The sequence below is a fragment of the Pseudomonas sp. QC2 genome, assembly GCF_002859085.1.
In the GTDB taxonomy this organism is placed as follows: domain Bacteria; phylum Pseudomonadota; class Gammaproteobacteria; order Pseudomonadales; family Pseudomonadaceae; genus Aquipseudomonas; species Aquipseudomonas petroselini.
Genome location: NZ_PKKS01000018.1, coordinates 148,466 through 168,668, shown reverse-complemented (window position 1 = coordinate 168,668; position 20,203 = coordinate 148,466). Strand labels below are relative to the sequence as shown.

General features: G+C 64.1%; 15 protein-coding genes. 11 read left to right on the top strand and 4 right to left on the bottom strand.

The features are described 5' to 3' along the window. Nucleotides 1-31 precede the first annotated feature (31 nt). The 4 genes from QCBJ_RS16740 to tssA all read right to left on the bottom strand — a co-directional run bounded on the left by QCBJ_RS16740 (nt 32) and on the right by tssA (nt 3,766). Nucleotides 32-520 carry a type VI secretion system tube protein Hcp gene (locus QCBJ_RS16740; protein WP_015886558.1) on the bottom strand — a complete coding sequence of 163 codons (489 nt, stop codon included), beginning with the start codon at nt 518-520 and terminating at the stop codon, nt 32-34. A gap of 163 nt (nt 521-683) precedes the next feature. After that, nucleotides 684-2,183: a type VI secretion system contractile sheath large subunit gene (gene tssC, locus QCBJ_RS16735; RefSeq protein WP_015886557.1), complete on the bottom strand. Its 1,500-nt coding sequence runs from the start codon at nt 2,181-2,183 to the stop codon at nt 684-686. Nucleotides 2,184-2,185: 2 nt separating this feature from the next. Then, nucleotides 2,186-2,692 carry a type VI secretion system contractile sheath small subunit gene (tssB, locus tag QCBJ_RS16730; protein WP_010207547.1) on the bottom strand — a complete coding sequence of 169 codons (507 nt, stop codon included), beginning with the start codon at nt 2,690-2,692 and terminating at the stop codon, nt 2,186-2,188. Nucleotides 2,693-2,746: 54 nt separating this feature from the next. Beyond that, a complete protein-coding gene (tssA, locus tag QCBJ_RS16725) occupies nt 2,747-3,766 on the bottom strand; it encodes a type VI secretion system protein TssA (RefSeq protein ID WP_015886556.1) in 1,020 nt (339 codons plus the stop codon). Nucleotides 3,767-4,158: 392 nt separating this feature from the next. On the opposite strand from tssA, the gene tagH reads away from it, so the two are divergent. The 11 genes from tagH to QCBJ_RS16670 are packed head-to-tail and all read left to right on the top strand — an operon-like array spanning nt 4,159 to nt 20,141. Beyond that, nucleotides 4,159-5,496 (top strand): type VI secretion system-associated FHA domain protein TagH, encoded by a 1,338-nt coding sequence (tagH, locus tag QCBJ_RS16720; protein ID WP_102061214.1) that lies wholly within the window; start codon nt 4,159-4,161, stop codon nt 5,494-5,496. Nucleotides 5,497-5,553: 57 nt separating this feature from the next. Further along, nucleotides 5,554-6,063, top strand: a complete 510-nt coding sequence (gene tssJ / locus QCBJ_RS16715) for a type VI secretion system lipoprotein TssJ (protein WP_015886554.1) — start codon at nt 5,554-5,556, stop codon at nt 6,061-6,063. Nucleotides 6,064-6,081: 18 nt separating this feature from the next. Beyond that, nucleotides 6,082-7,416: a type VI secretion system baseplate subunit TssK gene (gene tssK / locus QCBJ_RS16710; protein WP_015886553.1), complete on the top strand. Its 1,335-nt coding sequence runs from the start codon at nt 6,082-6,084 to the stop codon at nt 7,414-7,416. Between the two features lie 6 nt (nt 7,417-7,422). Then, complete coding sequence (locus QCBJ_RS16705; protein ID WP_015886552.1) at nt 7,423-8,712, top strand: DotU family type VI secretion system protein; 1,290 nt, start codon at nt 7,423-7,425, stop codon at nt 8,710-8,712. Further along, complete coding sequence (gene tssM / locus QCBJ_RS16700) at nt 8,709-12,209, top strand: type VI secretion system membrane subunit TssM (protein ID WP_064053236.1); 3,501 nt, start codon at nt 8,709-8,711, stop codon at nt 12,207-12,209. The genes QCBJ_RS16705 and tssM overlap by 4 nt, the downstream gene beginning before the upstream one ends. Beyond that, the gene (tagF, locus tag QCBJ_RS16695; RefSeq protein WP_102061213.1) at nt 12,206-12,859 is read left to right on the top strand and encodes a type VI secretion system-associated protein TagF; all 654 of its coding nucleotides are present in this window, start codon (nt 12,206-12,208) and stop codon (nt 12,857-12,859) included. The genes tssM and tagF overlap by 4 nt, the downstream gene beginning before the upstream one ends. After that, nucleotides 12,860-13,579, top strand: coding sequence for a PP2C family serine/threonine-protein phosphatase (locus QCBJ_RS16690; protein WP_015886549.1), 720 nt, complete (start codon nt 12,860-12,862; stop codon nt 13,577-13,579). Beyond that, nucleotides 13,576-16,551 (top strand): serine/threonine-protein kinase, encoded by a 2,976-nt coding sequence (locus QCBJ_RS16685; RefSeq protein ID WP_102061212.1) that lies wholly within the window; start codon nt 13,576-13,578, stop codon nt 16,549-16,551. The genes QCBJ_RS16690 and QCBJ_RS16685 overlap by 4 nt, the downstream gene beginning before the upstream one ends. Continuing rightward, nucleotides 16,551-17,255, top strand: coding sequence for an ABC transporter ATP-binding protein (locus tag QCBJ_RS16680; RefSeq protein WP_093542667.1), 705 nt, complete (start codon nt 16,551-16,553; stop codon nt 17,253-17,255). The genes QCBJ_RS16685 and QCBJ_RS16680 overlap by 1 nt, the downstream gene beginning before the upstream one ends. Beyond that, nucleotides 17,255-18,439, top strand: coding sequence for an ABC transporter permease (locus tag QCBJ_RS16675; protein WP_046034848.1), 1,185 nt, complete (start codon nt 17,255-17,257; stop codon nt 18,437-18,439). The genes QCBJ_RS16680 and QCBJ_RS16675 overlap by 1 nt, the downstream gene beginning before the upstream one ends. Then, entirely contained in the window at nt 18,432-20,141 is a 1,710-nt protein-coding gene (locus tag QCBJ_RS16670) for an SUMF1/EgtB/PvdO family nonheme iron enzyme (RefSeq protein WP_102061211.1), read from the top strand. The genes QCBJ_RS16675 and QCBJ_RS16670 overlap by 8 nt, the downstream gene beginning before the upstream one ends. The last annotated feature ends 62 nt before the right edge of the window (nt 20,142-20,203 follow it).

Here is a 20,203-nt window from a genome sequence, read left to right as displayed (position 1 = left end):
CCGTGGTGGGGAACCACGGCCACCAGAGCTATCAGCGCTTGGTGTTGGAACGGATGTTCCAGCCAAACTTGATCGCGCCGCCGTCTTTGGTGCCATCGGCTTTCTGCGGCTGGTAGTCGACCATCACTTGGGCAAAGTTCAGGGTGACGTTTTCGGTCAGGCGGTCATCGCCACCCGAACCGCCGGTGCTCAGCGAGGTGACCAGCACTTCTTCCAGGTTGATCACCATGTACTCGACCTGGCTTTCACCGCCGGCCTTGCGCACGGTCAGTTTGACCTTGTCGATGTGCTTGCCGCTGGCGCAGTGCATCATCAGGTTCGGCGAAGCCTTGTCGACGTACTTGGTCAGCGACAGGTCCTGGATATTCACCTTGCCCGCGCCGCCACCACCGCCCACGTGCATGTTGCCGGACTGGGCCATGCCCCAGCTCCAGTTCAGCACGTCGATCTCGTCCTTGTGGGCCTTGTCCATGGACTCGCCCTTGATGTCGCCGATCTTGATGAAAATATCAACAGCCATGTTTTCTCCCTGTGTGGCGTGGGCCACGATATTTGGTTATGCCCAATGGAGCATTGCTTTTGTGTGGGAGGGGGCTTGCCCCCGATGCAGGCGACGCGGACTTTCAGTCAGACCGAGTAGATGCCATCGGGGGCAAGCCCCCTCCCACAGAAGAGCCAGTTGGTTATGCACTCTTGGCCGAAGGCAGCTTCGATACCAAACGCAGCGACACGGTCAGCCCTTCGAGCTGGTAGTGCGGGCGCAGGTAGAACTTGGAGTTGTAGTACCCCGGGTTGCCTTCGACTTCTTCCACGATCACTTCGGCAGCCGCCAATGGGTGCTGGGCCTTGGTGGTTTCGGTGGAGTGCGCCGGGTCACCGTCCACGTAGTTGAGGATCCAGTCCTGCAACCAGCGCTGCATCTCGTCCTTCTCTTTGAAGGAGCCGATCTTGTCGCGCACGATGCACTTCAAGTAGTGGGCGAAACGGCAGGTGGCGAACAGGTACGGCAGGCGCGCGGCCAGGTTGGCGTTGGCGGTGGCGTCCGGGTCATCGTATTCGGCCGGTTTCTGCAGCGACTGCGCGCCAATGAACGCGGCGAAGTCGGTGTTTTTCTTGTGCAGCAGAGGCATGAAACCGTTCTTCGCCAGTTCCGCTTCACGGCGGTCGCTGATGGCGATTTCGGTCGGGCACTTCATGTCCACGCCACCGTCATCGGTAGGGAACGTGTGCGCCGGCAGGTTTTCCACTTCGCCGCCGGACTCGATACCACGGATGCGCGAGCACCAGCCGTAGTGCTTGAACGAACGGTTGATGTTCACGGCCATCGCGTACGCGGCGTTGGCCCAGGTGTACTTGGAGCTGTCGGCACCGTCGGTGTTTTCTTCGAAGGCGAAGGCTTCCACCGGGTCAGTCTTGGCGCCGTACGGCAGGCGCGCGAGGAAGCGCGGCATGGTCAGGCCGATGTAGCGCGAGTCTTCCGATTCACGCAGCGAGCGCCAGCCTGCGTATTCCGGGGTGGTGAAGATCTTGGTCAAGTCGCGCGGGTTCGACAGCTCCTGCCACGAGCCCATGCCCATCACGGTCGGCGAGGCCGCAGCGATGAACGGGGAGTGCATGGCGGCGCAGACTTTCGACAGCTCGCCCAGCAGCTCCACGTCGGGTGGCGACTGGTCGAAGTAGTAGTCGCCCACCAGGCAGCCGTACGGCTCGCCGCCGAACTGGCCGTATTCTTCTTCGTACATCTTCTTGAAGATCGGGCTCTGGTCCCACGCGGTGCCCTTGAATTTCTTCAGGGTCTTGTGCAGGTCCGGCTTGGAGATGTTGAGCACGCGGATCTTCAGCTGCTCATCGCTTTCGGTGTTGTTGACCAAGTAGTGCAGGCCACGCCAGGCGCTTTCCAGCTGCTGGAAATCCGGGTGGTGGATGATCTGGTTGACCTGGGCGGTCAGCTTGGCGTCGATGGCGGCAATGATCGATTCGATCGACTTGATCGCGTCATTGGACACCAGGTCGGTTTGCGCCAGGGCCTGTTCGGCCAAGGTGCGCACGGCGGTTTCCACGGCTTCGCGGGCACGCTCGGTCTTGGGCTTGAATTCTTGCAGCAGCAGGTTCGCGAACTCGCTGGCTTCTTCGGTCTGGGTACCCAGGATCTGGGTGCCTTCGCGGGCGGTATTGTCAGTCATGATTACTGGTCCCCTGCAGGCTTGGGCGCGCTGGCAAGTGCCTGGAGCAGTGCCGGGTCCTTGATCGCCTTCATGATAATTTCTTCAGCGCCCGTCTTGCCGTCCATGTAGGTCAGCAGGTTGGCCAGCTGGGTGCGGGCTTCGAGCAGTTGGTTCAGCGAATCGACCTTGCGGGCCACGGCGGCCGGGCTGAAGTCGTCCATGCTTTCGAAGGTGATGTCCAGGCTCAGGTTGCCTTCGCCGGTCAGTTCGTTCGGTACGTGGAACGCCACGCGCGGCTGCATGGCCTTGAGGCGCGAGTCGAAGTTATCGACGTCGACTTCAAGGAACTTGCGGTCGGCCACCGGCGCCAACGGCTCGGCAGGCTTGCCGGCGAGGTCGGCCATCACACCCATCACGAAGGGCAGCTGGACCTTTTTCTCGGCGCCGTAGAGCTCGACGTCGTACTCGATCTGCACTCGAGGCGCGCGGTTGCGCGCGATGAATTTCTGAGAACTTTGCTTCGCCACGTTGCTGCTCCTGGTCGCTTGAGCGACGGTGTTGTTACTGCACAGTCGGGCGGCTTACTCGCCGTCCGGGCCACGCAGGTTTTCAAATTGGGACATGCCGTCGGGAATCAGATTGCGCACGATGGCCGCAAAGTCGGCGTGCACCAGATTCTTCGCCCGGTTCAACAGCACCGGCAGCGGGCTCGAAGGCTCGTGCCGGGTGTAGTACGCAAGGATCTTGTCGAGGCTGCGCAGCACATCGTCGCGGCTGGCGATATCGCCAACGGGGCGCGGTGCCGCGGGGGCGGCGGCGAAGTCGACCGAGGGGGCATTGTCGTCACTGACGGCCTCGGGTTCGCTGCTGCCGGCGGTGCCTGGCACCGCTTGATTGAGTATCTGCAACGCCTGCTTGAGCGGTTGCTTCAAGGCACTCAGGTCCACGCCCTGGGCGGAACCGACCTGGTCGTTGACGTGTTGTTCGATGGCTTCACACGCCGCACGCGCCGCAATCAGGGCGTCACGGGTGGCTTGCAGTTGCTCGGGGTCGCTGTCGAGGAACGCGGCGGTGAGTTGCTGGGCGCCGAGTTGTTCATCGGGGAAGCTCAACAGGCCGCTGGCGTTGAGTGCCGCGCGCAGGGTCACGGGGCCGAAGGTGCGTGAGCGCGTGAGGATGCTTTCGCGCAGCAAGCGAATGTTGGTGTCGCAGGTCAAGCCGGTGAGGGCGTTGATGCGTACGGTGGGGTCGTTATCGTCGTCGGCGTCCAGGCGCGGATGCAGGTCGGCCCAGTAATCGCGCAGCAGGGCGTCGATCAGCGTCAGCGCTTCGGCCAGGCCGGTCACGCCTTGGAGGGCGAGGGCGCTTTGCAGCAGGAAATGGGTGATGCGCAGGTCTTTGCTGCGCGCCAGCAGATCGAGGCTTTGCTGCTGGATGCTGCGCCATTCCGGCGGCTCGGCGGGCAGGATGGCGTCGCCCATGCTGCGCTCGGGTTGGCCCTTGGCATCACGCTCCAATTGCAAAAATTGCGCGTCATATTCCATGTCTTCGCCACATGGCGAAGTCGCGGAAACGGCGGTGAGCAGCAACGGCACATCCACTGAAATCGATCTCCCTATCGGCCCGTTAGATGGCGGGCAATTCATGCATTAGTTGCGCGAGGAACTTTGCATGTTTTCTTGGTCATATATGCAAGATGCCACTAATGTGCCATCACTGGTATTCAAGAAGTTGTGCATTTTTGGTGTAGTAGTTAGGCCTTGTCAAGGTAAGCTATTCGCCCTCTGTGACAGATGTGCGGTGCTTAACAACCTGCGCGACTGGTGGGTCGAACGACGCACCGGGACAGGATTTTTGTCATAGAGCCCAGTTAAGATCAGCGATCATGCTGGAAAAGCAGGTTGTAGAGGGTCGATTGCACGACCTGATGGGGATTCTCGGGAACCGTTGTCCTGGGAGTCGACCGCGCGCGAAGTATCAGCAAGGAGGCAAGATGTCGCTGTGTTTGACTATCACTAGTTATCACAAGATTACCCCTGGGCAGTGCTCGGAAAAGTCCATGAATCAGGGCGCGATGGCTATCGGCCGCAGCTCGGATAATGACTGGGTATTGCCTGATCCTGAGCGGTTGGTGTCTTCGCAACACTGCATTATTCAATACAAAGATGGCCGTTATTATTTAACCGATAACAGCACTAACGGTGTGGAGTTAGTGAACGCCGGTATTCGTATGCGCCGGGGTAATAGCGAGCCACTGCAAGACGGCGAGCTGATCCGTATCGGCGATTACGAGATCCAGGCGCGTATCGACTTCAATGTGCAAGCCGTTGATAGCCAGGCCTTTGCCGGCGATTCACCGAACAGCTTTGAAGCGCTGATGGGCGCCGTGGTGAGCAAGCCCACGCCAGTCCCCACGCCAGCGATTGCACCGCAGTTCCAGGGCGCTTCGTCGATGGACACGCTGCCGGACCTGTTTGATTTCCTCAGCCCCACCGCCGTACCGCCACCGACCGTGCCGGACCACGTGCCTTCCGAGCAGCACGACTTTCGCCCACCGGCACCGGTCGTCGTGCCCGCGGCCGAGCCGCCCGCGGTGTCGGGCTCGGTGATTCCCGAAGACTGGGACCTGTTTGGCGATACGCCTGCGCCTGTTGCCAGCGCTGCGCCGCCGCCGCCACCTCCACCGCCGATCATCCAGCCGCCTCCCGTGGTCGAGCCCGTGCTCCCCGTGGCAGACAGCCAACAACCCGACCTGCTGCAAGCCTTCCTGCGTGGCGCGGGCCTGGACCAACTGCGCCTGGACAAAGCCCAGGCCGAGGCACAGATGGAAAGCATCGGCCGCAGCTACCGCCTGATGGTCGAAGGCCTGATCGACGTGTTGCGTGCCCGCGCCAGCCTCAAGGGCGAGTTCCGCATGCAGCAGACGATGATCCAGCCGGCGGAAAACAACCCGTTGAAATTCGCCCCGAACGCCGACGAAGCGTTACTGCTCTTGCTTCGTCACGGCAACCAGGCGTTTATGGCGCCGGATCTCGCCGTGCGCGACAGTTTCAACGACCTGCGTGCCCACCAGTTGGCGGTGATGGCCGGTGTGGAAGCGGCGATCAAGCACTTGCTCAGTCGCTTTGAGCCGGCCCAGCTGGAGGAACGCATGGGCAAGCCCGGCGGGCTGTCGAGCATTTTCAATGGCTCGCGCCAGGCCCAGTACTGGCAGCAGTTCACCGAGCTCTACAGCAATATTTCCCGCGAGGCCCAGGAAGACTTCCAGGACCTGTTCGGCCGCGAATTCAGCCGAGCCTACGAAGAGCACAGCGCACGACAGCGTCGGTAACACCGCGCCGCGACACATGGATCAACGGATAGCTAAGTACGTCATTGAGGACGCAGGATGATTCCCAGGTTTTTACTCGCAATTGCCACACTGCTTTTGCTGACGGCGTGTGCCAAAGACGCCGCCAAACCCGAAACCGCCGCCGAGGCTGAAGCGGATACGGCCGCCGTCGAGCTGCACTTCCACGCGATCAGCGGGCTTAACCCCGGCGCCAACGGCCAGGCCGCGCCGGTGCGGGTGCGCATCTTCGAACTGAAAAACGCCGCCACCTTCGCCCGTTCCGATTACTTCGCCCTGGCTGACCGGGCGCAATCGACCCTGGGCCTGGACCTGCTGGACCAGGACGAAGTGATGGTGCAACCCGGCGAGCAACTGAGCATCCAGCGCGACCTCGACCCGTCCACGCGCCAGATCGGGCTCTTGGTGGGCTATCGCGAGTTGGACCGTGCGCAATGGCGCACGGTGATCAACGTGCCCGCGCGCCAATACACCGAATACCAGATCAGCCTCGATGTACGCGCCGTGCGCGCCGACGTCGTGGTCACCCCATCCAGCCCTGCCCAATAAGAAGCAATCGGAGCCCCCATGTCCTGGAACAATCGCGTGGTCTGGTCGGAAGGCATGTTCATCGGAACGCAGCACTTCCAGCAGCATGACCGTTACCTGGAAAACCTGATCGACGCCCGCAGCCGCCCGTTGTCCGCCGGCGCCTGGGGGTTTTCCGAGCTGCTGATCGACCAGGGCCTGCTGGCCCAGGGCAAGCTGGCGATCGTATCGGCGCGCGGCCTGCTGCCGGACGGTACGCCGTTCAACATCCCCCAGGACGACCTGGCACCGAGCCCGTTGAATATTGACGACAACCTGCGCGACGGCCTGGTGTACCTGGCGCTGCCGCTCAAGCGTGCCGGCGCCCGCGATACCGTGGATGAAGGCGAAGCCCTGGAAGCGGCGCGTTACGTGAGCCAGGTCCGCGAAGTGCGCGACGACAACGCCCCGTTCGAAAATCGCGCCCCGGTGGCCGTGGGTTCCCGCGCCCTACGTCTGCTGACTGCCCAGGATGGCATCAGCGATTACGCCGCCGTGGGCTTGGTGCGCATCAAGGAAAAGCGCGCCGACCGTGCGCTGGTGCTCGACGACACTTACATTCCGCCGGTGCTGGACGTCGCCGCGAGCAAGCCGCTGACGGCGTTTCGCAGTGAACTGCTCGGCCTGCTGCACCAGCGCGGCGAGGCCTTGGCTGGCCGCGTAGTTGCCTCGGGCGCCGGTGGCGCGTCGGAGATTGCCGACTTCATGCTGCTGCAACTGGTCAACCGTGCCCAACCGCTGATCCAGCATTTGAGCCAGTTGAGCCCGCTGCACCCGGAGCGTTTCTTCAGTGAGTTGGTCAGCCTGGCCGGCGAGTTCTCGACCTTCTCCACCTCGGGCCGTCGCCCGCAGGAATACCCGCAGTACCAGCACGACGACTTGGCCCTGAGCTTTGCCCCGGTGATGGCGGCGTTGCGTGAAGCGCTGTCGATGCTGATCGACAGCAAGGCCACGCCGATCCCGATTGTCGAGAAAGCCTACGGCGTGCACGTGGCGATGCTGGCCGACAAGACCCTGCTCGACAACGCCAGCTTCATCCTCGTGGTGCGGGCCGACGTGCCCGGTGAAACCCTGCGTGCGCGCTTCGGCCAGCAGAGCAAAGTCGGCTCGGTGGAGCACATCCGCGACCTGGTCAACCTGCAACTGCCGGGCATCAGCCTGTTGCCTCTGCCGGTGGCGCCACGCCAACTGCCGTACCACGCCGGCTCGACCTATTACGAGCTGGATCGCGGCAGCGAGGCCTGGCAACAGTTGGGCAACTCCGGCGGTTTTGCCTTCCATATCGCCGGGCAGTTCCCGGGCTTGAACCTGGCCTTCTGGGCGATCCGAGGATAATCCGCGATGCATCCCAATGATGATGACCGCACTCAGTTCATGCCGCGTCCGGGTGGCCGGGCGCCGGAACCGGTGCGTGCCGAACCTTCGCCGCTGGCCATGCCGGCCGCGCCGATGCTCACCGGCAAGAGCCAGGGCCTCAACCCGCTGGAAAGCGCCGCCGGCCCCTTGCTGGCGCTGCTGACGCGCCTGCGCAACACCATCGCCCACCCGGCACCGGCCAGTCTGCGCGCACAGTTGTTGGCTTACTTGCGCCAGTTCGAAGAGCGCGCCGAAGCGGCCGGTATCGCCCGCAACGAAGTGCTGCTGGCCCGTTACGCGCTGTGCACCGCGCTGGATGAAGCGGTATTGAGCACGCCTTGGGGCAGCACCAGTGATTGGGGCAAGCAGAGCCTGCTGATCACCGTGCACAACGAAGCCTGGGGTGGCGAAAAAGTCTTCCAGTTGCTCGACCACTGCCTGCAAAGCCCGCGGGAACGCCTGTACCTGCTGGAGTTGTTGTACCTGTGCATGTGCCTGGGTTTCGAAGGCCGCTACCGCGTGATGAACGACGGTCGCAGCCACTTGGAAGCCCTGCGCGAGCGCACCGCCGCGGCCATTCGCAGTGCGCGTGGTGAACACGAGCGTGAGCTGTCGCCGCACTGGCGCGGCGTGACCGTGGCCCGTGATCGCCTGGCGCAATTCATGCCGCCGTGGATCGCCGTGGCCATCGGCGTCGCGCTCCTGCTGGCGTTGCTGTTTGGTTTGCGTTTGAAGCTGGCGTCGGATGCCGAGCCGGTGTTCAAGAATATCCATGCCCTGGGTGAGATCCCGGTGCAGGCCATCGACCGTCCGGTGGCGCAGCCTAAAGTCATCGAGCGCCCACGTCTGGCCGGCTTCCTGGTGGAAGACATCAAGGCGGGGCGCGTTGCCGTGGAAGATGCGGTCGACCGTTCGGTGGTCACCATCCGTGGCGATGAGCTGTTTGCGTCCGCCAGCTCCAGCATCGTCGATGACTACCAGCCGCTGATGCTGCGCATCGCCGACGCCATCCGCAAGGTCAAGGGCCAAGTGCGGGTGACCGGGCACAGTGACAACCGCCCGATTGCCACGCTGCGTTTCCCGTCCAACTGGGCGCTGTCCGAAGCGCGGGCCAAGTCGGTGCTGGACATCCTCGCGGCCAAGACCGGCCAGGCAGACCGCTTCAGCGCTGAGGGCCGCAGCGACACCGAGCCGGTGGCGACCAACGCCACCGCCGAAGGCCGTGCCCGCAATCGTCGGGTTGAAATCACCGTATTGGCGGAGGGCGTCGAGTGAAGGCGTTTTTCAGTTTCATGATTCGCTGGGTGATCCCCGTGCTGGGCCTGATCGCCCTGAGCCTGATCATCTGGTTTGTCGGGCCGTTGCTCGATGTGCTGGTGCCGGAAGGGCGCCGTTGGGCGCTGATCATCCTGGTGTTTGCGGTATGGATTGCCTACCGTGTGTTCCGCATCATCCAGGCCCGCCGCCAGGCCGCCGAAGTGATGCGCAGCCTGGCCGCGCAAACCCCGGCCGACCCTAACAGCACCGCCACCGCCGAAGAACTCACCACCCTGCGCCAGCGCATGGACGAGGCCCTGGCGCTGCTGAAAAAAGCCAAGCTGGGTGGCGATGAACGCCGCAACCTCTACGAGCTGCCGTGGTACGTGATCATCGGCCCGCCGGGTTCGGGCAAGACCACGGCGCTGGTCAACTCCGGGCTGCATTTTCCGCTGGCTGCGCAGCTGGGCGCCGGTGCCGTGCGCGGCGTCGGCGGTACGCGCAACTGCGACTGGTGGTTCACCGATCAAGCCGTGTTGCTCGACACCGCCGGCCGCTACACCACTCAGGACAGCAACTCCACGGTGGATAAAGCCGCGTGGCTGGGCTTCCTCGACCTGCTGAAAAAGCAGCGCTCGCGCCGCCCGATCGATGGCGCCTTTATCGCCATCAGCCTGTCGGACCTGTTGCTGGGCACCGACGCCGAACGCGCCGCCCATGCCGCCGCCATCCGCTTGCGTATTCAGGAGCTGTACACCCAACTGGGCGTGCGCTTCCCGATCTACCTGATGCTGACCAAGCTCGACCTGGTGCCGGGCTTCATGGAGTTCTTCGACAACCTCAGCAAGGAAGAGCGCGCCCAGGTGTGGGGCATGACCTTTGCCTTGGACGACGGCAAGAACACCGACAGCCCGCTGGCGCATCTGCAAAGTGAGTTCGCCGGCCTGGAGCAGCGCCTCAACGAACGCCTGGTGGAGCGCCTGCAACAGGAACGCGACCCCGCGCGGCGCGACCTGATCTACGGCTTCCCGCAGCAGTTCGGTGCGTTGAAGGATTGCCTGCAAAGCTTCCTCGAAGGCGTGTTCAAACCCAATGCCTTTGAAGAGCGCGTGTTGCTGCGCGGCGTGTACTTCACCAGCGGTACCCAGGAAGGCAGCCCGATTGACCGTCTGATCGGTGCGATGGCCCAGAGCATGAACCTGGACCGCCAGCACCTGGCGCGCCAGAGTGGCACCGGGCGCAGTTATTTCATCGAAAAACTCTTCACTGCGGTAGCGTTTGCCGAGCGTGGCCTGGTGGGGGTGAACCCGAAGGTCGAGCGTCGGCGCAAATGGATTGCACGTGGTGTGCTGGCCGCCACCGTGGCGCTGGTCGTGGTGGTCAGCGGCCTGTGGTGGGTGAGTTACCGCGCCAACCAGGCGTATATCGCCCAGGTCGACCAAAAGGTCGCGCCACTGGGCCAGACCGTGCAGAACCTGAGCCCGGCGCAGCGCGACGTCCTCGCCGTGCTGCCGTTGCTCAACGCCGTTAAGAACCTGGCGGGCGACTCGCCCAGCTGGTCCGAAGGCCTCGGGCTGTACCAGGGCGACATGCTTGAAGCCGAATCCGCCAGTGTTTACCGCAAGCTGTTGATCGCGGTGTTCGCGCCGCGCCTGGTGACGCGCATCGAAGAACAACTGCACGGTGGCGGCAATTCCGACTTCCTCTACGAAGGCCTCAAGGCTTACCTGATGCTCGCTGACACCGAGCATTACGACCCGGACTTCATCAAGGCCTGGATCGCCCTCGACTGGGACCGCAACCTGCCCCGCGATCTGCCGGCGGACCAACGGCAGGCCCTGGCCGGGCATTTGCAGGCGCTGTTCGAGCGCCATCCGCCGAGCGCACGCCTCGACCCACGTTTGATCGATGACCTGCGTCGCCAGTTGCAACAACTGCCGGTGGCCCAGCGCGTCTACGACCGGGTCAAGCGCCAGAAACTGCCCGAAGGCATCCCGGACTTTCGCATCAACGAAGCCGCCGGTCGTGACGCAGCGCTGGTGTTCAGCCGCAAAAGCGGCAAGCCGCTGGGCGAGCCATTGAGTGGTTTCTTCACCGCCAAAGGCTATCGCCAGGCGTTCCTGCTGAGCAGCCTGAACCAGACCGGCACCCTCGCCGAAGAGCAGTGGGTGTTGGGCCACGAACAGGCCGACCAACAGAACGTGGTGAGCCTGGCCGCCGACGTGCGCCGCCTGTATTTCCAGGATTACCAGCGCCAGTGGGATGCCTTGCTCGCGGACATCGACTTCGTGCCGATCACCAGCGTGGCCCAGGCGGCCGACGTGCTGCGGGTGATTTCCGGCCCGACCTCGCCGCTGAAAAAACTGCTGGTGGCCGTGGCCAAGGAAACCGATCTGCAAGCCGAAGAACGCCAGCTGGCCGCCAAAGGTGTGCCGGTGGAAGGGGGCGTCGACAAACTCAAGGAGCGCCTGGGCAGCCTGCTCGGCCAGGAGCAACCGACCGCCAATACGCCCGTCGCGGCGGATGATCCGGTGACCGCGCACTTCGCCGAACTCAACAGCATCGTCAGCAAGAACGAAGGCGAGCCGGCGGCCATCGATGGCCTGCTCACCGACATGAATGCGCTGTATGTGCAGGTCAGCGCCATGGTAGGTGCCAGCGGCGATGCGTTGCTCGGCGAGGCAAAGAACCAGGCGGCGGCTGCGGCCACGCGGGTCAGCCTGAATGCCGAGCGCCAGCCGCCGTTGGTGCAGGGCATGGTCAAGTCGGTGGTCAACTCCACCACCAACAGCATGATGGGCGGCGTGCGTAACCAGTTGAACGCGGCCTGGGTCAGTGAAGTGGTCAACGTGTATCGCCAGTCGCTGGCCGGGCGTTACCCGATGTCGCCGGGCAGTGCGCGGGATGCCACTCTGGATGACTTCGGCCAGTTCTTCGGGGTGGGCGGGGTGATGGACAACTACTTCCGCAAATACCTGCAGCCCTACGTGGACACCTCCGCGCAGACCTGGCGCTGGCAACCGGGCGCCGCACAGAAACTCGGGATTGCACCGGGTGTGCTGCAAACCTTCCAGCGTGCGGCGACGATCCGCGATGCGTTCTTCCGCGCCGGGGGGACCCAGCCGATTGTGCGGTTCGAACTCAAGCCGGTGTCGATGGACCCGACTATCACGCAGTTTTTGCTTGACCTCGACGGCCAGCAATTGAGCTACGACCACGGCCCCAGCCGCCCGGTGGCGATGCAATGGCCGAACCCTGGCAGCATTGGCGTGGTGCGCATTTCGATCATGCCGCCATCGGCCAGTGGCCGTTCGGGCGTGACCCTGGACGGGCCGTGGGCCTGGTTCCGCTTGCTCGAGCAATCGGACCTCACCGCCGGTAATTCGCCGGACCGTTTCAACCTGCGCCTGCGCGTCGACGGTGCGAGCATCGCCTACGAGCTGCGCGCCAACAGTGCCTTCAACCCGTTCAAGAGCCGCGTGCTCAGCGGCTTCAGCCTGCCGGAGCGGCTATGACGGCGCTGGGTTTCTACGGCAAGTTGGCCAGCCGCGGCGATTTTGTCAGCCGCGCCTTGCCCCAGAGTTTTATCGGCCCGTGGGACAGCTGGCTGGCGGCGGGTTTGCTTGCCAGCCAAAACAGCCTCGGCGGTGATTGGCTCAACACGTACCTGGTCAGCCCGCTGTGGCGCTTCGTACTGGCGCCCGGTGTGTGTGGGCCGGACGCGGCGGCGGGCGTGGTGATGCCGAGCATCGATCGGGTCGGCCGCTACTTTCCGCTGGCGGTGGTGGCCTTGCTCGATCACGCCTCCAACCCGGCCTCGCTGGTGGGCGGGCCGGACAGCTGGTTCGAGCAGGCCGAAGCGCTGTTGCTCAGCACCCTGGATACCGGTGCCACCTTCGAAGGCTTCAATGACGGTCTCGATAGCCTGGGTTTCCCGGCGAGCGAGCTACGCGCGCAGGACAGCCGTTTCGCCGGTCTGCAACGGGTGGCCGCCACCGAACCGCACCAGCGCATGACCGCGCTCGCCGAACTGGCCTGCGACGGCGCGAGCCTGTGGTGGGGCCGGGGCTCGCAGGCGATTTCCCCAGGTTTGTTGCGGTGTCAGGGCCTGCCTGTCGCCAGCGATTTTGCGCAGTTTTTGCTCGGACAAGAAGGTGTGGTGTAGATGGGGTCGACGTACAAATCCGCGAGCAAAAGCCATGTGGGCATGGTCCGCCAGGTCAACGAAGACGCCTGCCTGGACCTGCCGGAAAATCGTCTGTGGGTGGTGGCCGACGGCATGGGCGGGCATGCGGCGGGGGACTATGTGAGCAGCCTGATCGTCGACAGCCTGCGCAGCGTGCCGGTGGGGCGCTCGCTGGATGAATACACGGCGGCGCTGCGCAACGACCTGATCCGCATCAACGCAGCCGTGCGCGAAGAAACCGCCCACCGTGGCGTGTCCATGATGGGCAGTACCGTGGTGCTGTTGGCCGCCCGAGGCCTGCGCGGCGTGTGCCTGTGGGCCGGCGACAGTCGCTTGTACCGCTTGCGCGACGGTGTGCTCGAAGGCATCTCACGCGACCACAGCTACGTCCAGGACCTGCAAGACAGCGGCCTGCTCAGCGAAGCCGACGCCCGCGTCCACCCACGCGCCAATATCGTCACCCGCGCCATTGGCGTGGAGGCGCACTTGGACCTGGCGGTGGTCGACCTGCTGATTGCCCCCGGTGACAGCTACCTGCTGTGCAGCGACGGCTTGAACAAGACCGTCGAAGACCATGAGATCCGCGAAGTGCTCAGCCATGACGCACCGGATGAAATCGTGCGCAGCCTGGTGCACCTGGGGCTCAACCGGGGCGCGCCGGACAACATCACCGCCATCGTCGTGAAGGTATCGCCATGAACATCGTCATCCCCGGCTACGACATCGAAGGCGAGATCGGCGAAGGCGCGATGGCCAGCGTGTACCTGGCGACCCAGCGCTCGCTGGAGCGCAAGGTGGCGTTGAAGGTGATGGCGGCGGCGCTGGCGGCCGACCCGAGCTTCTGCGAACGCTTCCTGCGCGAGGGTAAGACCCTGGCGCGCTTGTCGCACCCGCACACGGTGACCATCCATGACATCGGCAACGTCGGTGAGCTGTATTACATGGCCATGGAATACCTGCCCAACGGTACGCTCAAGGAGCGCATCGCCGCTGGGTTGACGCCGGAGCAGGGCGTGACGCTGATTCGCCAGATCGCCTCGGCGCTGGGCTATGCGCATGCCCAAGGGCTGGTGCACCGCGATGTGAAACCGGCGAACATTCTGTTTCGCGCTGATGGCACGGCGGTGCTGTCCGACTTTGGTATCGCCAAGTCGCTGGACGACCGCACCCAGTTCACCCAGGCCGGGTTTGCCGTGGGCACGCCGAGCTACATGAGCCCGGAACAGGCGCGGGGCCAGGAGATCGACGGCCGTGCCGACCTGTACGCGTTGGGTGTGGTGCTGTATGAAATTCTCGTCGGCAAGCTGCCGTATAGCGGCACCGACGCGCTGTCCACGGCATTGGCGCACCTGACTGAGCCATTGCCGGAACTGCCGGTGCACCACGGTCGCTACCAGGAGGTGCTGCGCAAGCTGTTGGCCAAGGACCCGGCGGAACGGTTCCCGGATGCAGCGGCGTTGTTGCAGGCCCTGGATAACCTGCCGGCGGAGTCGCCGGAGGCCACCTTGGTGCGGCCGCTGCCCATCCCGCTGAGCTTCGACCTGGCGGGCATGACCCCGGTCACTATCGATATTCCGACCGATAAACCACAGCCGCAACCTGTCGCGCGCCAGCCGGTGGTGACACCGACGCAACACAACGCCGTGTCCGAGCAGCGCCGTGGGCCGGTGATGGCGCTGGCGGCGGTTGCGGTGGCGGTGGCCTTGGCCATCGGTGGTGCCAGTTACTGGTGGTTGAGCGGTAGCGATAAGCCCGTCGCCAAGCCGCCGGCTGCGGTGGTGCCGACGGTGGCGCCGCCTGTTCCTGACGTCGACGGCGGCCAGCGTCCGTTATTGATGGCAGGTAAGAAGACACTGTTCCAGCGCGTCCTGAGTAAGCCGGGCGCCAAGCTTTCCTCTGACGCAGGCAGCGCGCCGGGCAAAGCCCTGCCGGCGTTTTCCGTGCTCTATGTCTACCAACGCAAGGACGTTGACGGCAGCCCGTGGGTACGCGTCGGTGCCGCCACCGATGGGCGCAGCGACGGTTGGTTGCCGGCGTCACACGTCAGCGACTGGAAACAGAGCCTGGTGCTCAAGTTCACCGAACGTTCGGGCCGGGCGCCCGTGATGTTCCTGCGCCAATCCGGCGAAGTAGAGAAGTTGTTGGCCGACCCAGCCGCCGCCAAAGGCGTGCTGGCCAAGGCGCAGAAAAACAGCGAAGACAACAGCCAGATACTGGCCCTGGAACCGACGGCCAGCGCGGTGCCGCAGAATCAGTTCTACCTGTTGCCGATCTTCGATTCCAAAGAGAGCTTTGACGAAAACGGCCAGCCGGTGCAGTTGCTCAATGTGGCCTCCATCGACCCCGGCAGCAGCGCGGCCGCCAAGCCCTCGACGCCGGTGATCAAGGCCAACGCCGATGCCTTCCGTACCGCCGTGGTGTTGGTGGTCGACACCACCGTGTCGATGCAGCCCTACATCGACCAGATTCGCGACGTGGTGCACGAACTGCAAACCCGCATCGCCGAGCGTGGCGAGTTGGACAGTGTCAGTTTCGGCATGGTGGGCTTTCGCAGCAGTATCAAGAAAACCCCAGGCCTGGAGTACGTGGCCAAGACCCTGATCAGCCTCGACCAGGGCCGCGACCCGCAACGCTTCCTCGACATGGCGCGCCAGGTCAAGGCGTCCACGGTGTCCAGCCATTCGTTCAACGAAGACGCGTTCGCCGGGGTGATGCAGGCGGTGGATGGCATGGATTGGTCCGGCTACGGCGGGCGCATTATCCTGCTGGTTACCGACGCTGGCGCGCTGCGCAAGAACGACCCGTTTGCCGCCACCCAGATGAACGAAGCCGAAGTGCGCCAGGCGGCGCTGGGCAAGCAGATCAAGATCTACGCCCTGCACCTGCGCACCGACGCCGGCAAGAAAACCCATGCCGGTGCCGAGAGCCAGTACCGCATCCTTACCGCCGACGCCAACCCGCAGATCGGCGACCTCTACACGCCGGTGCCGGGTGGCGACGTGCGTAAATTGGGCGAGCGTGTGGACGAAATCGGCACGGTGTTCGCCAACCTTGTTCATCAGGTACGCAGCAATACGCCGCAGCCAGTGCCGTTGTTGAGTTCCGCGCCCACCTTGGCGGATAAATCCGCAGCCGTCGGCTACGCCATGCACATGGATTTCCTCGGTCGCAAAGCCGCGAGCCAGGCGCCGCAACTGGTCAGCGCCTGGACCGCCGACCGCGACCTGACCAACCCGGCACTGCCGGCGTTCCAGGTGTGCGTGATGCTGACCAAATTGCAGCTCAACGACCTGCAACAGTCGTTGAAGCTGATCGTCGACGCGGCGCGCAAGACCCAGACTTCGCCCAAGGACTTCTTCCAGGAAATCGCCAGCGCCTCGGCCTACATGAGCCGCGACCCGCAGGCCCTGCGCAAGGGCGGCAACCTGGCCGACGGCGGCATTCTTGGCGAATACCTGGAAGGCCTGCCGTACCGCAGCAAGTCGCTGAACATGACCCAGGACTTGTGGTTGTCGTTGAGCGTGGCCGAGCAGGAAGACTTTATCGACGAGCTGGATTCGAAGATCCGCCTCTATGAAACCTTCCACAATGACGTGGCCAACTGGGTCCGTTTCGGCGATGCCGAGCCGGGCGACGCGTTGTACCGCGTGCCGCTGTCGACGTTGCCGTGATGCTGAACCTGAGCGCGGTGCACAAGAGCCGGGGCGTCGGTAGCCAGCGCTATCGCTTGGTGATCCCGGCGTTGACGCTGCGCGTGGGTGAGCAATTGGCGATTGTCGGGCCCAGCGGTTGCGGCAAAAGCACGTTGCTGGACCTGCTGGCGCTGGTCTTGGCGCCGGACCAGGTCGGGCAGTTCGATTTCCATCAGCACGACATCGCCGGGTTGTGGCGCGGCGAGCAGCAGTCCACGTTGGCCGCGCTGCGTAGCCAGCATCTGGGGTATGTGCTGCAGACCGGTGGCCTGCTGGGGTTTCTCGACGTGCGCGACAACATCGCCTTGTCCCGGCAACTGCTGGGATTGAAGGACGACGGCAGCGTGTTGCGCCTGGCCGAGCAACTGGAAATCAGTGACCAGTTGGCCAAGAAACCGGCCGCGTTGTCGGTGGGGCAGCGCCAGCGCGTCAGCTGCGCCCGCGCCCTGGCCCATGCGCCGCAGCTGGTGCTGGCGGATGAACCCACCGCGTCCCTTGACCCGCTGAACGCCGAGCGCGTGATGCAGGCGCTGCTGGCCCAGGCTCGTGAGCACCGCGCCGCGTGTGTGATCGCCACCCATGACGAACCATTGGCCCGCGCCAGTGGCTTGCAGGTGCGGCGCATCAGTTGCCGTCGCGACACCGACGGCGGCGTCACCGCGACCCTCGGGGAGGCGTGCTGATGCGCATCGGCTTGGTCGCGTCGCTCGCCTGGCAGGATTACCGCAACGACGCGTGGCTGTCGGCCTGTTCGGTGCTGGCATTGGTCGCTGTGATCGCCCCGTTGCTGGTGTTATTCGGCCTGAAATTTGGACTGGTTAGCAGTTTGACCGAACGTTTGGAGACTGACCCCGCCACCCGTGAAATTATTCCGCTGGGCGGTGGTCGATTCAGCAGCGCCTTTATCGAGCAGCTCGGCCAGCGCAGCGATGTAGCGTTTGCCGTACCGCGCACGCGGCAGATTGCGGCAACAGCGCAGGTGGGCTCGTTGAGCTTGGAGATGCTGCCGACGGCGTCGGGCGATCCGTTGTTGAACGGCTTGCCGTTGCCTCGGGGCCTGGACCAGATCGTGCTAAGTCACACCGCCGCCGAGAAGCTGGCGGCGCGGCCCGGGGATTGGCTGGAAACCAGTTTTGCCCGGCAAGTGGCGGGGCGCGTGGAAGCCCAGCGCACGCGCTTGCAGGTGCTGGCGGTACTGCCGCTGGAGGCCTTCGCCCGTGACGGGTTGTTTGCCGATTTGAAATTGCTGGAAGCAGCAGAAGATTACCGTGATGGTCGCGCAGTACCGGCGCTGGGCTGGGTCGGGGAGGCGGTTGGTGTGACCGAGCAGCGTGTGTACCCGGCGTTCCGCCTGTACGCCCGTCACCTCGTCGATGTGGAACCGCTGCGGGTGTTTTTCGCCGGTCAGAACCTGTTGGTGTCGACCCAGGCCCAGACCATCGCCCAGGTGCAGTCGTTGAGCCGCAACCTGTCGATCGTGTTTTGGATGATTGGCGGTTTGGCGGTGGCGGGTGCGTTTGCGGCGATCTTTGCCGGGGCCCTCGCGGCTGTGGCGCGCAAGCGTCGGGAATTGTCGGTGTTGCGCCTGTTGGGGTTCTCGACGGGTGGGCTGTTGCTGTTTGTGGTGGTGCAGGCGCTGTACAGCGCAGGTTTTGCTGCCGTGCTCAGTGCCGGCCTGTATGGCGTGGCCGAGGCGGCGTTGAATCAGTTATTTGTGCAGGTGCCGGGCGAATACGCCAGCCATCTGTTGGCGCGTCATTACGGCCTGGCCCTGGTTGCAGTCATGGGCGTCAGCGCCGTGGCGGCGGCCTGTGGTGGCTGGCGAGTGGCGCGGATCCAGGCTTCTGAAGGAATCAGAGATGTATAAGTTACTGGGCGCCTGCGTGGCGCTGACCCTGGCCTCGATGGCCTGGGCCGATGAGGCGAGTGACAAGCTCGACAACCCCAAACCGTTGGAAGGCGACGTCAGCCTGCCGCTGCCGTGCGAAGGCAACATGGTGTTCCGCTACGCCTACGTGTTGGCCCAGGGCACCCTGGATGACCGCGAGATCAGCCTCGGCTACCCCTTTGCCGAAGGCGAGGCGGGCTATCAGCAGTCGTTTATTTCCGGCTACCGCCGTGACTTCATCAACGGCCAGTTCACCCTCAAGGACTTGCCCAAAGACTGGAACAAAGTCATCGCGCCGCTGATGCCGAAGACCGACGCCAAGACCCCGCTCAAGCCGATGCTGTACTTCATCGGCAAGTACGAAGTGACCGCCCGCCAGTACGCCCAAGTGATGTCGCAGGCACAGTCGCTGGCCAGCGGCGAACCGGCACCGGCGTGCGATGCGCCGACCGGCATGGCCGGGCGCTTGCCCAAGGTCAAGCTGTCGCGCTTTGAAGCCGAGCGCTTTTCGGCGGTGTACAGCGCCTGGTTGATGAAATACCACCGTGAGTTGCTGCCGGTCAGCGGTCGTGGCTCGTCGGCGGATGACGGCGGCTTGGGCTTTGTGCGCCTGCCCACCGAAGTGGAGTGGGAATTCGCCGCGCGCGGTGGCCATGCGGTCAGCCGCCAGGACCTGGAAGGGCGCCTGTTCCCCCGCCGCGTCGAAGGCAGTGACAGTGACGGCCCGCTCGGCGATTACGCCGTGTTCAACCAAGTGGCCGGCGGCACTGGCCAGGCTGCGCGCCTGATGCCCATCGGCACCAAATTGCCCAACCCGATCGGCCTGTTCGATGTGATCGGCAACGCGGCCGAAATGGTCCAGGAGTCCTTCCAATTGGTCCACGCGGGGCGCCGTCAGGGCACCTACGGCGGCTTTGTGGTCAAGGGCGGCAACTACCTGGAAGGCGAGGGCACGCTGTTCACCGGCATGCGCCGCGAGTACCCGCTGTTTGCCGCCGACGGCACCGAGCAAAGCAACGAGACCACGGGTTTCCGCGTGGCGATTGGTGCGCTGTCGGCACCGCGTTCGCGCTACAAGGAGCTGTTCGCGCAGTGGCAGAAAGAGGGCCGCCTGGCCTTGCTGACCGACGCCATCGACGACGCCCAGGACCCGACCAAGCGCCTGGACAGCATCATCGCCGCCAGTGTCGATCCCAAGCTGCAAGCTGAGCTGGGGCTGGTCAACGAAGAGCTCAAGCGCAATGTCTCGCTGATCGCCCAGCAACGTGAAGAAGCGGCGGGCAACCTGATTCAGTCGGCCGCGCTGGTGGCCGAGACCATCGCCAACTACAACATCCGCCTGGCCAACCTGCAGAAGAGTCGCCAGCAGGCCCTGGACAACAAGGACGAGGCCAGCGCGCAGCTGTTCGACATGGCCATCGCCAATGGTCGCAGTGCGCTTGATGGCGCGGTGGCGATTTATATCGACAACCTGGCCACCGGCACGCGTTACACCGATGCGGTGATCCAGGCGCAGTTTCAACGGATCAAGGAAGAGTTGGATCGCAAGCCTGTGCTCGGCAAGAGCCTGGTGACGCGCGCAACACTGTTCGTTCGCCATGTCGGCAACTACCGCAAGCAACAGCGGGCCGACCCGGCGACGATCTTGAAGGAATTGCTCGCAGCGAGCGGTCAGCGATGATCGCTGGCTGTATGGCGAGCTTGGAAGGGACTCAGGCGGCGGTGAGCCGTGCTGGGCAAGTC

What these genes read in the sequence shown, in the direction of transcription:
- tagF (WP_102061213.1), top strand. Translation starts at nt 12,206, where the DNA reads ATGACGGCGCTGGGTTTCTACGGCAAGTTGGCCAGCCGCGGCGATTTT.
- QCBJ_RS16705 (WP_015886552.1), top strand. Translation starts at nt 7,423, where the DNA reads ATGCATCCCAATGATGATGACCGCACTCAGTTCATGCCGCGTCCGGGT.
- QCBJ_RS16690 (WP_015886549.1), top strand. Translation starts at nt 12,860, where the DNA reads ATGGGGTCGACGTACAAATCCGCGAGCAAAAGCCATGTGGGCATGGTC.
- tssK (WP_015886553.1), top strand. Translation starts at nt 6,082, where the DNA reads ATGTCCTGGAACAATCGCGTGGTCTGGTCGGAAGGCATGTTCATCGGA.
- QCBJ_RS16680 (WP_093542667.1), top strand. Translation starts at nt 16,551, where the DNA reads ATGCTGAACCTGAGCGCGGTGCACAAGAGCCGGGGCGTCGGTAGCCAG.
- QCBJ_RS16685 (WP_102061212.1), top strand. Translation starts at nt 13,576, where the DNA reads ATGAACATCGTCATCCCCGGCTACGACATCGAAGGCGAGATCGGCGAA.
- QCBJ_RS16675 (WP_046034848.1), top strand. Translation starts at nt 17,255, where the DNA reads ATGCGCATCGGCTTGGTCGCGTCGCTCGCCTGGCAGGATTACCGCAAC.
- tssJ (WP_015886554.1), top strand. Translation starts at nt 5,554, where the DNA reads ATGATTCCCAGGTTTTTACTCGCAATTGCCACACTGCTTTTGCTGACG.
- tssC (WP_015886557.1), bottom strand. Translation starts at nt 2,183, where the DNA reads ATGACTGACAATACCGCCCGCGAAGGCACCCAGATCCTGGGTACCCAG.
- tagH (WP_102061214.1), top strand. Translation starts at nt 4,159, where the DNA reads ATGTCGCTGTGTTTGACTATCACTAGTTATCACAAGATTACCCCTGGG.
- QCBJ_RS16740 (WP_015886558.1), bottom strand. Translation starts at nt 520, where the DNA reads ATGGCTGTTGATATTTTCATCAAGATCGGCGACATCAAGGGCGAGTCC.
- QCBJ_RS16670 (WP_102061211.1), top strand. Translation starts at nt 18,432, where the DNA reads ATGTATAAGTTACTGGGCGCCTGCGTGGCGCTGACCCTGGCCTCGATG.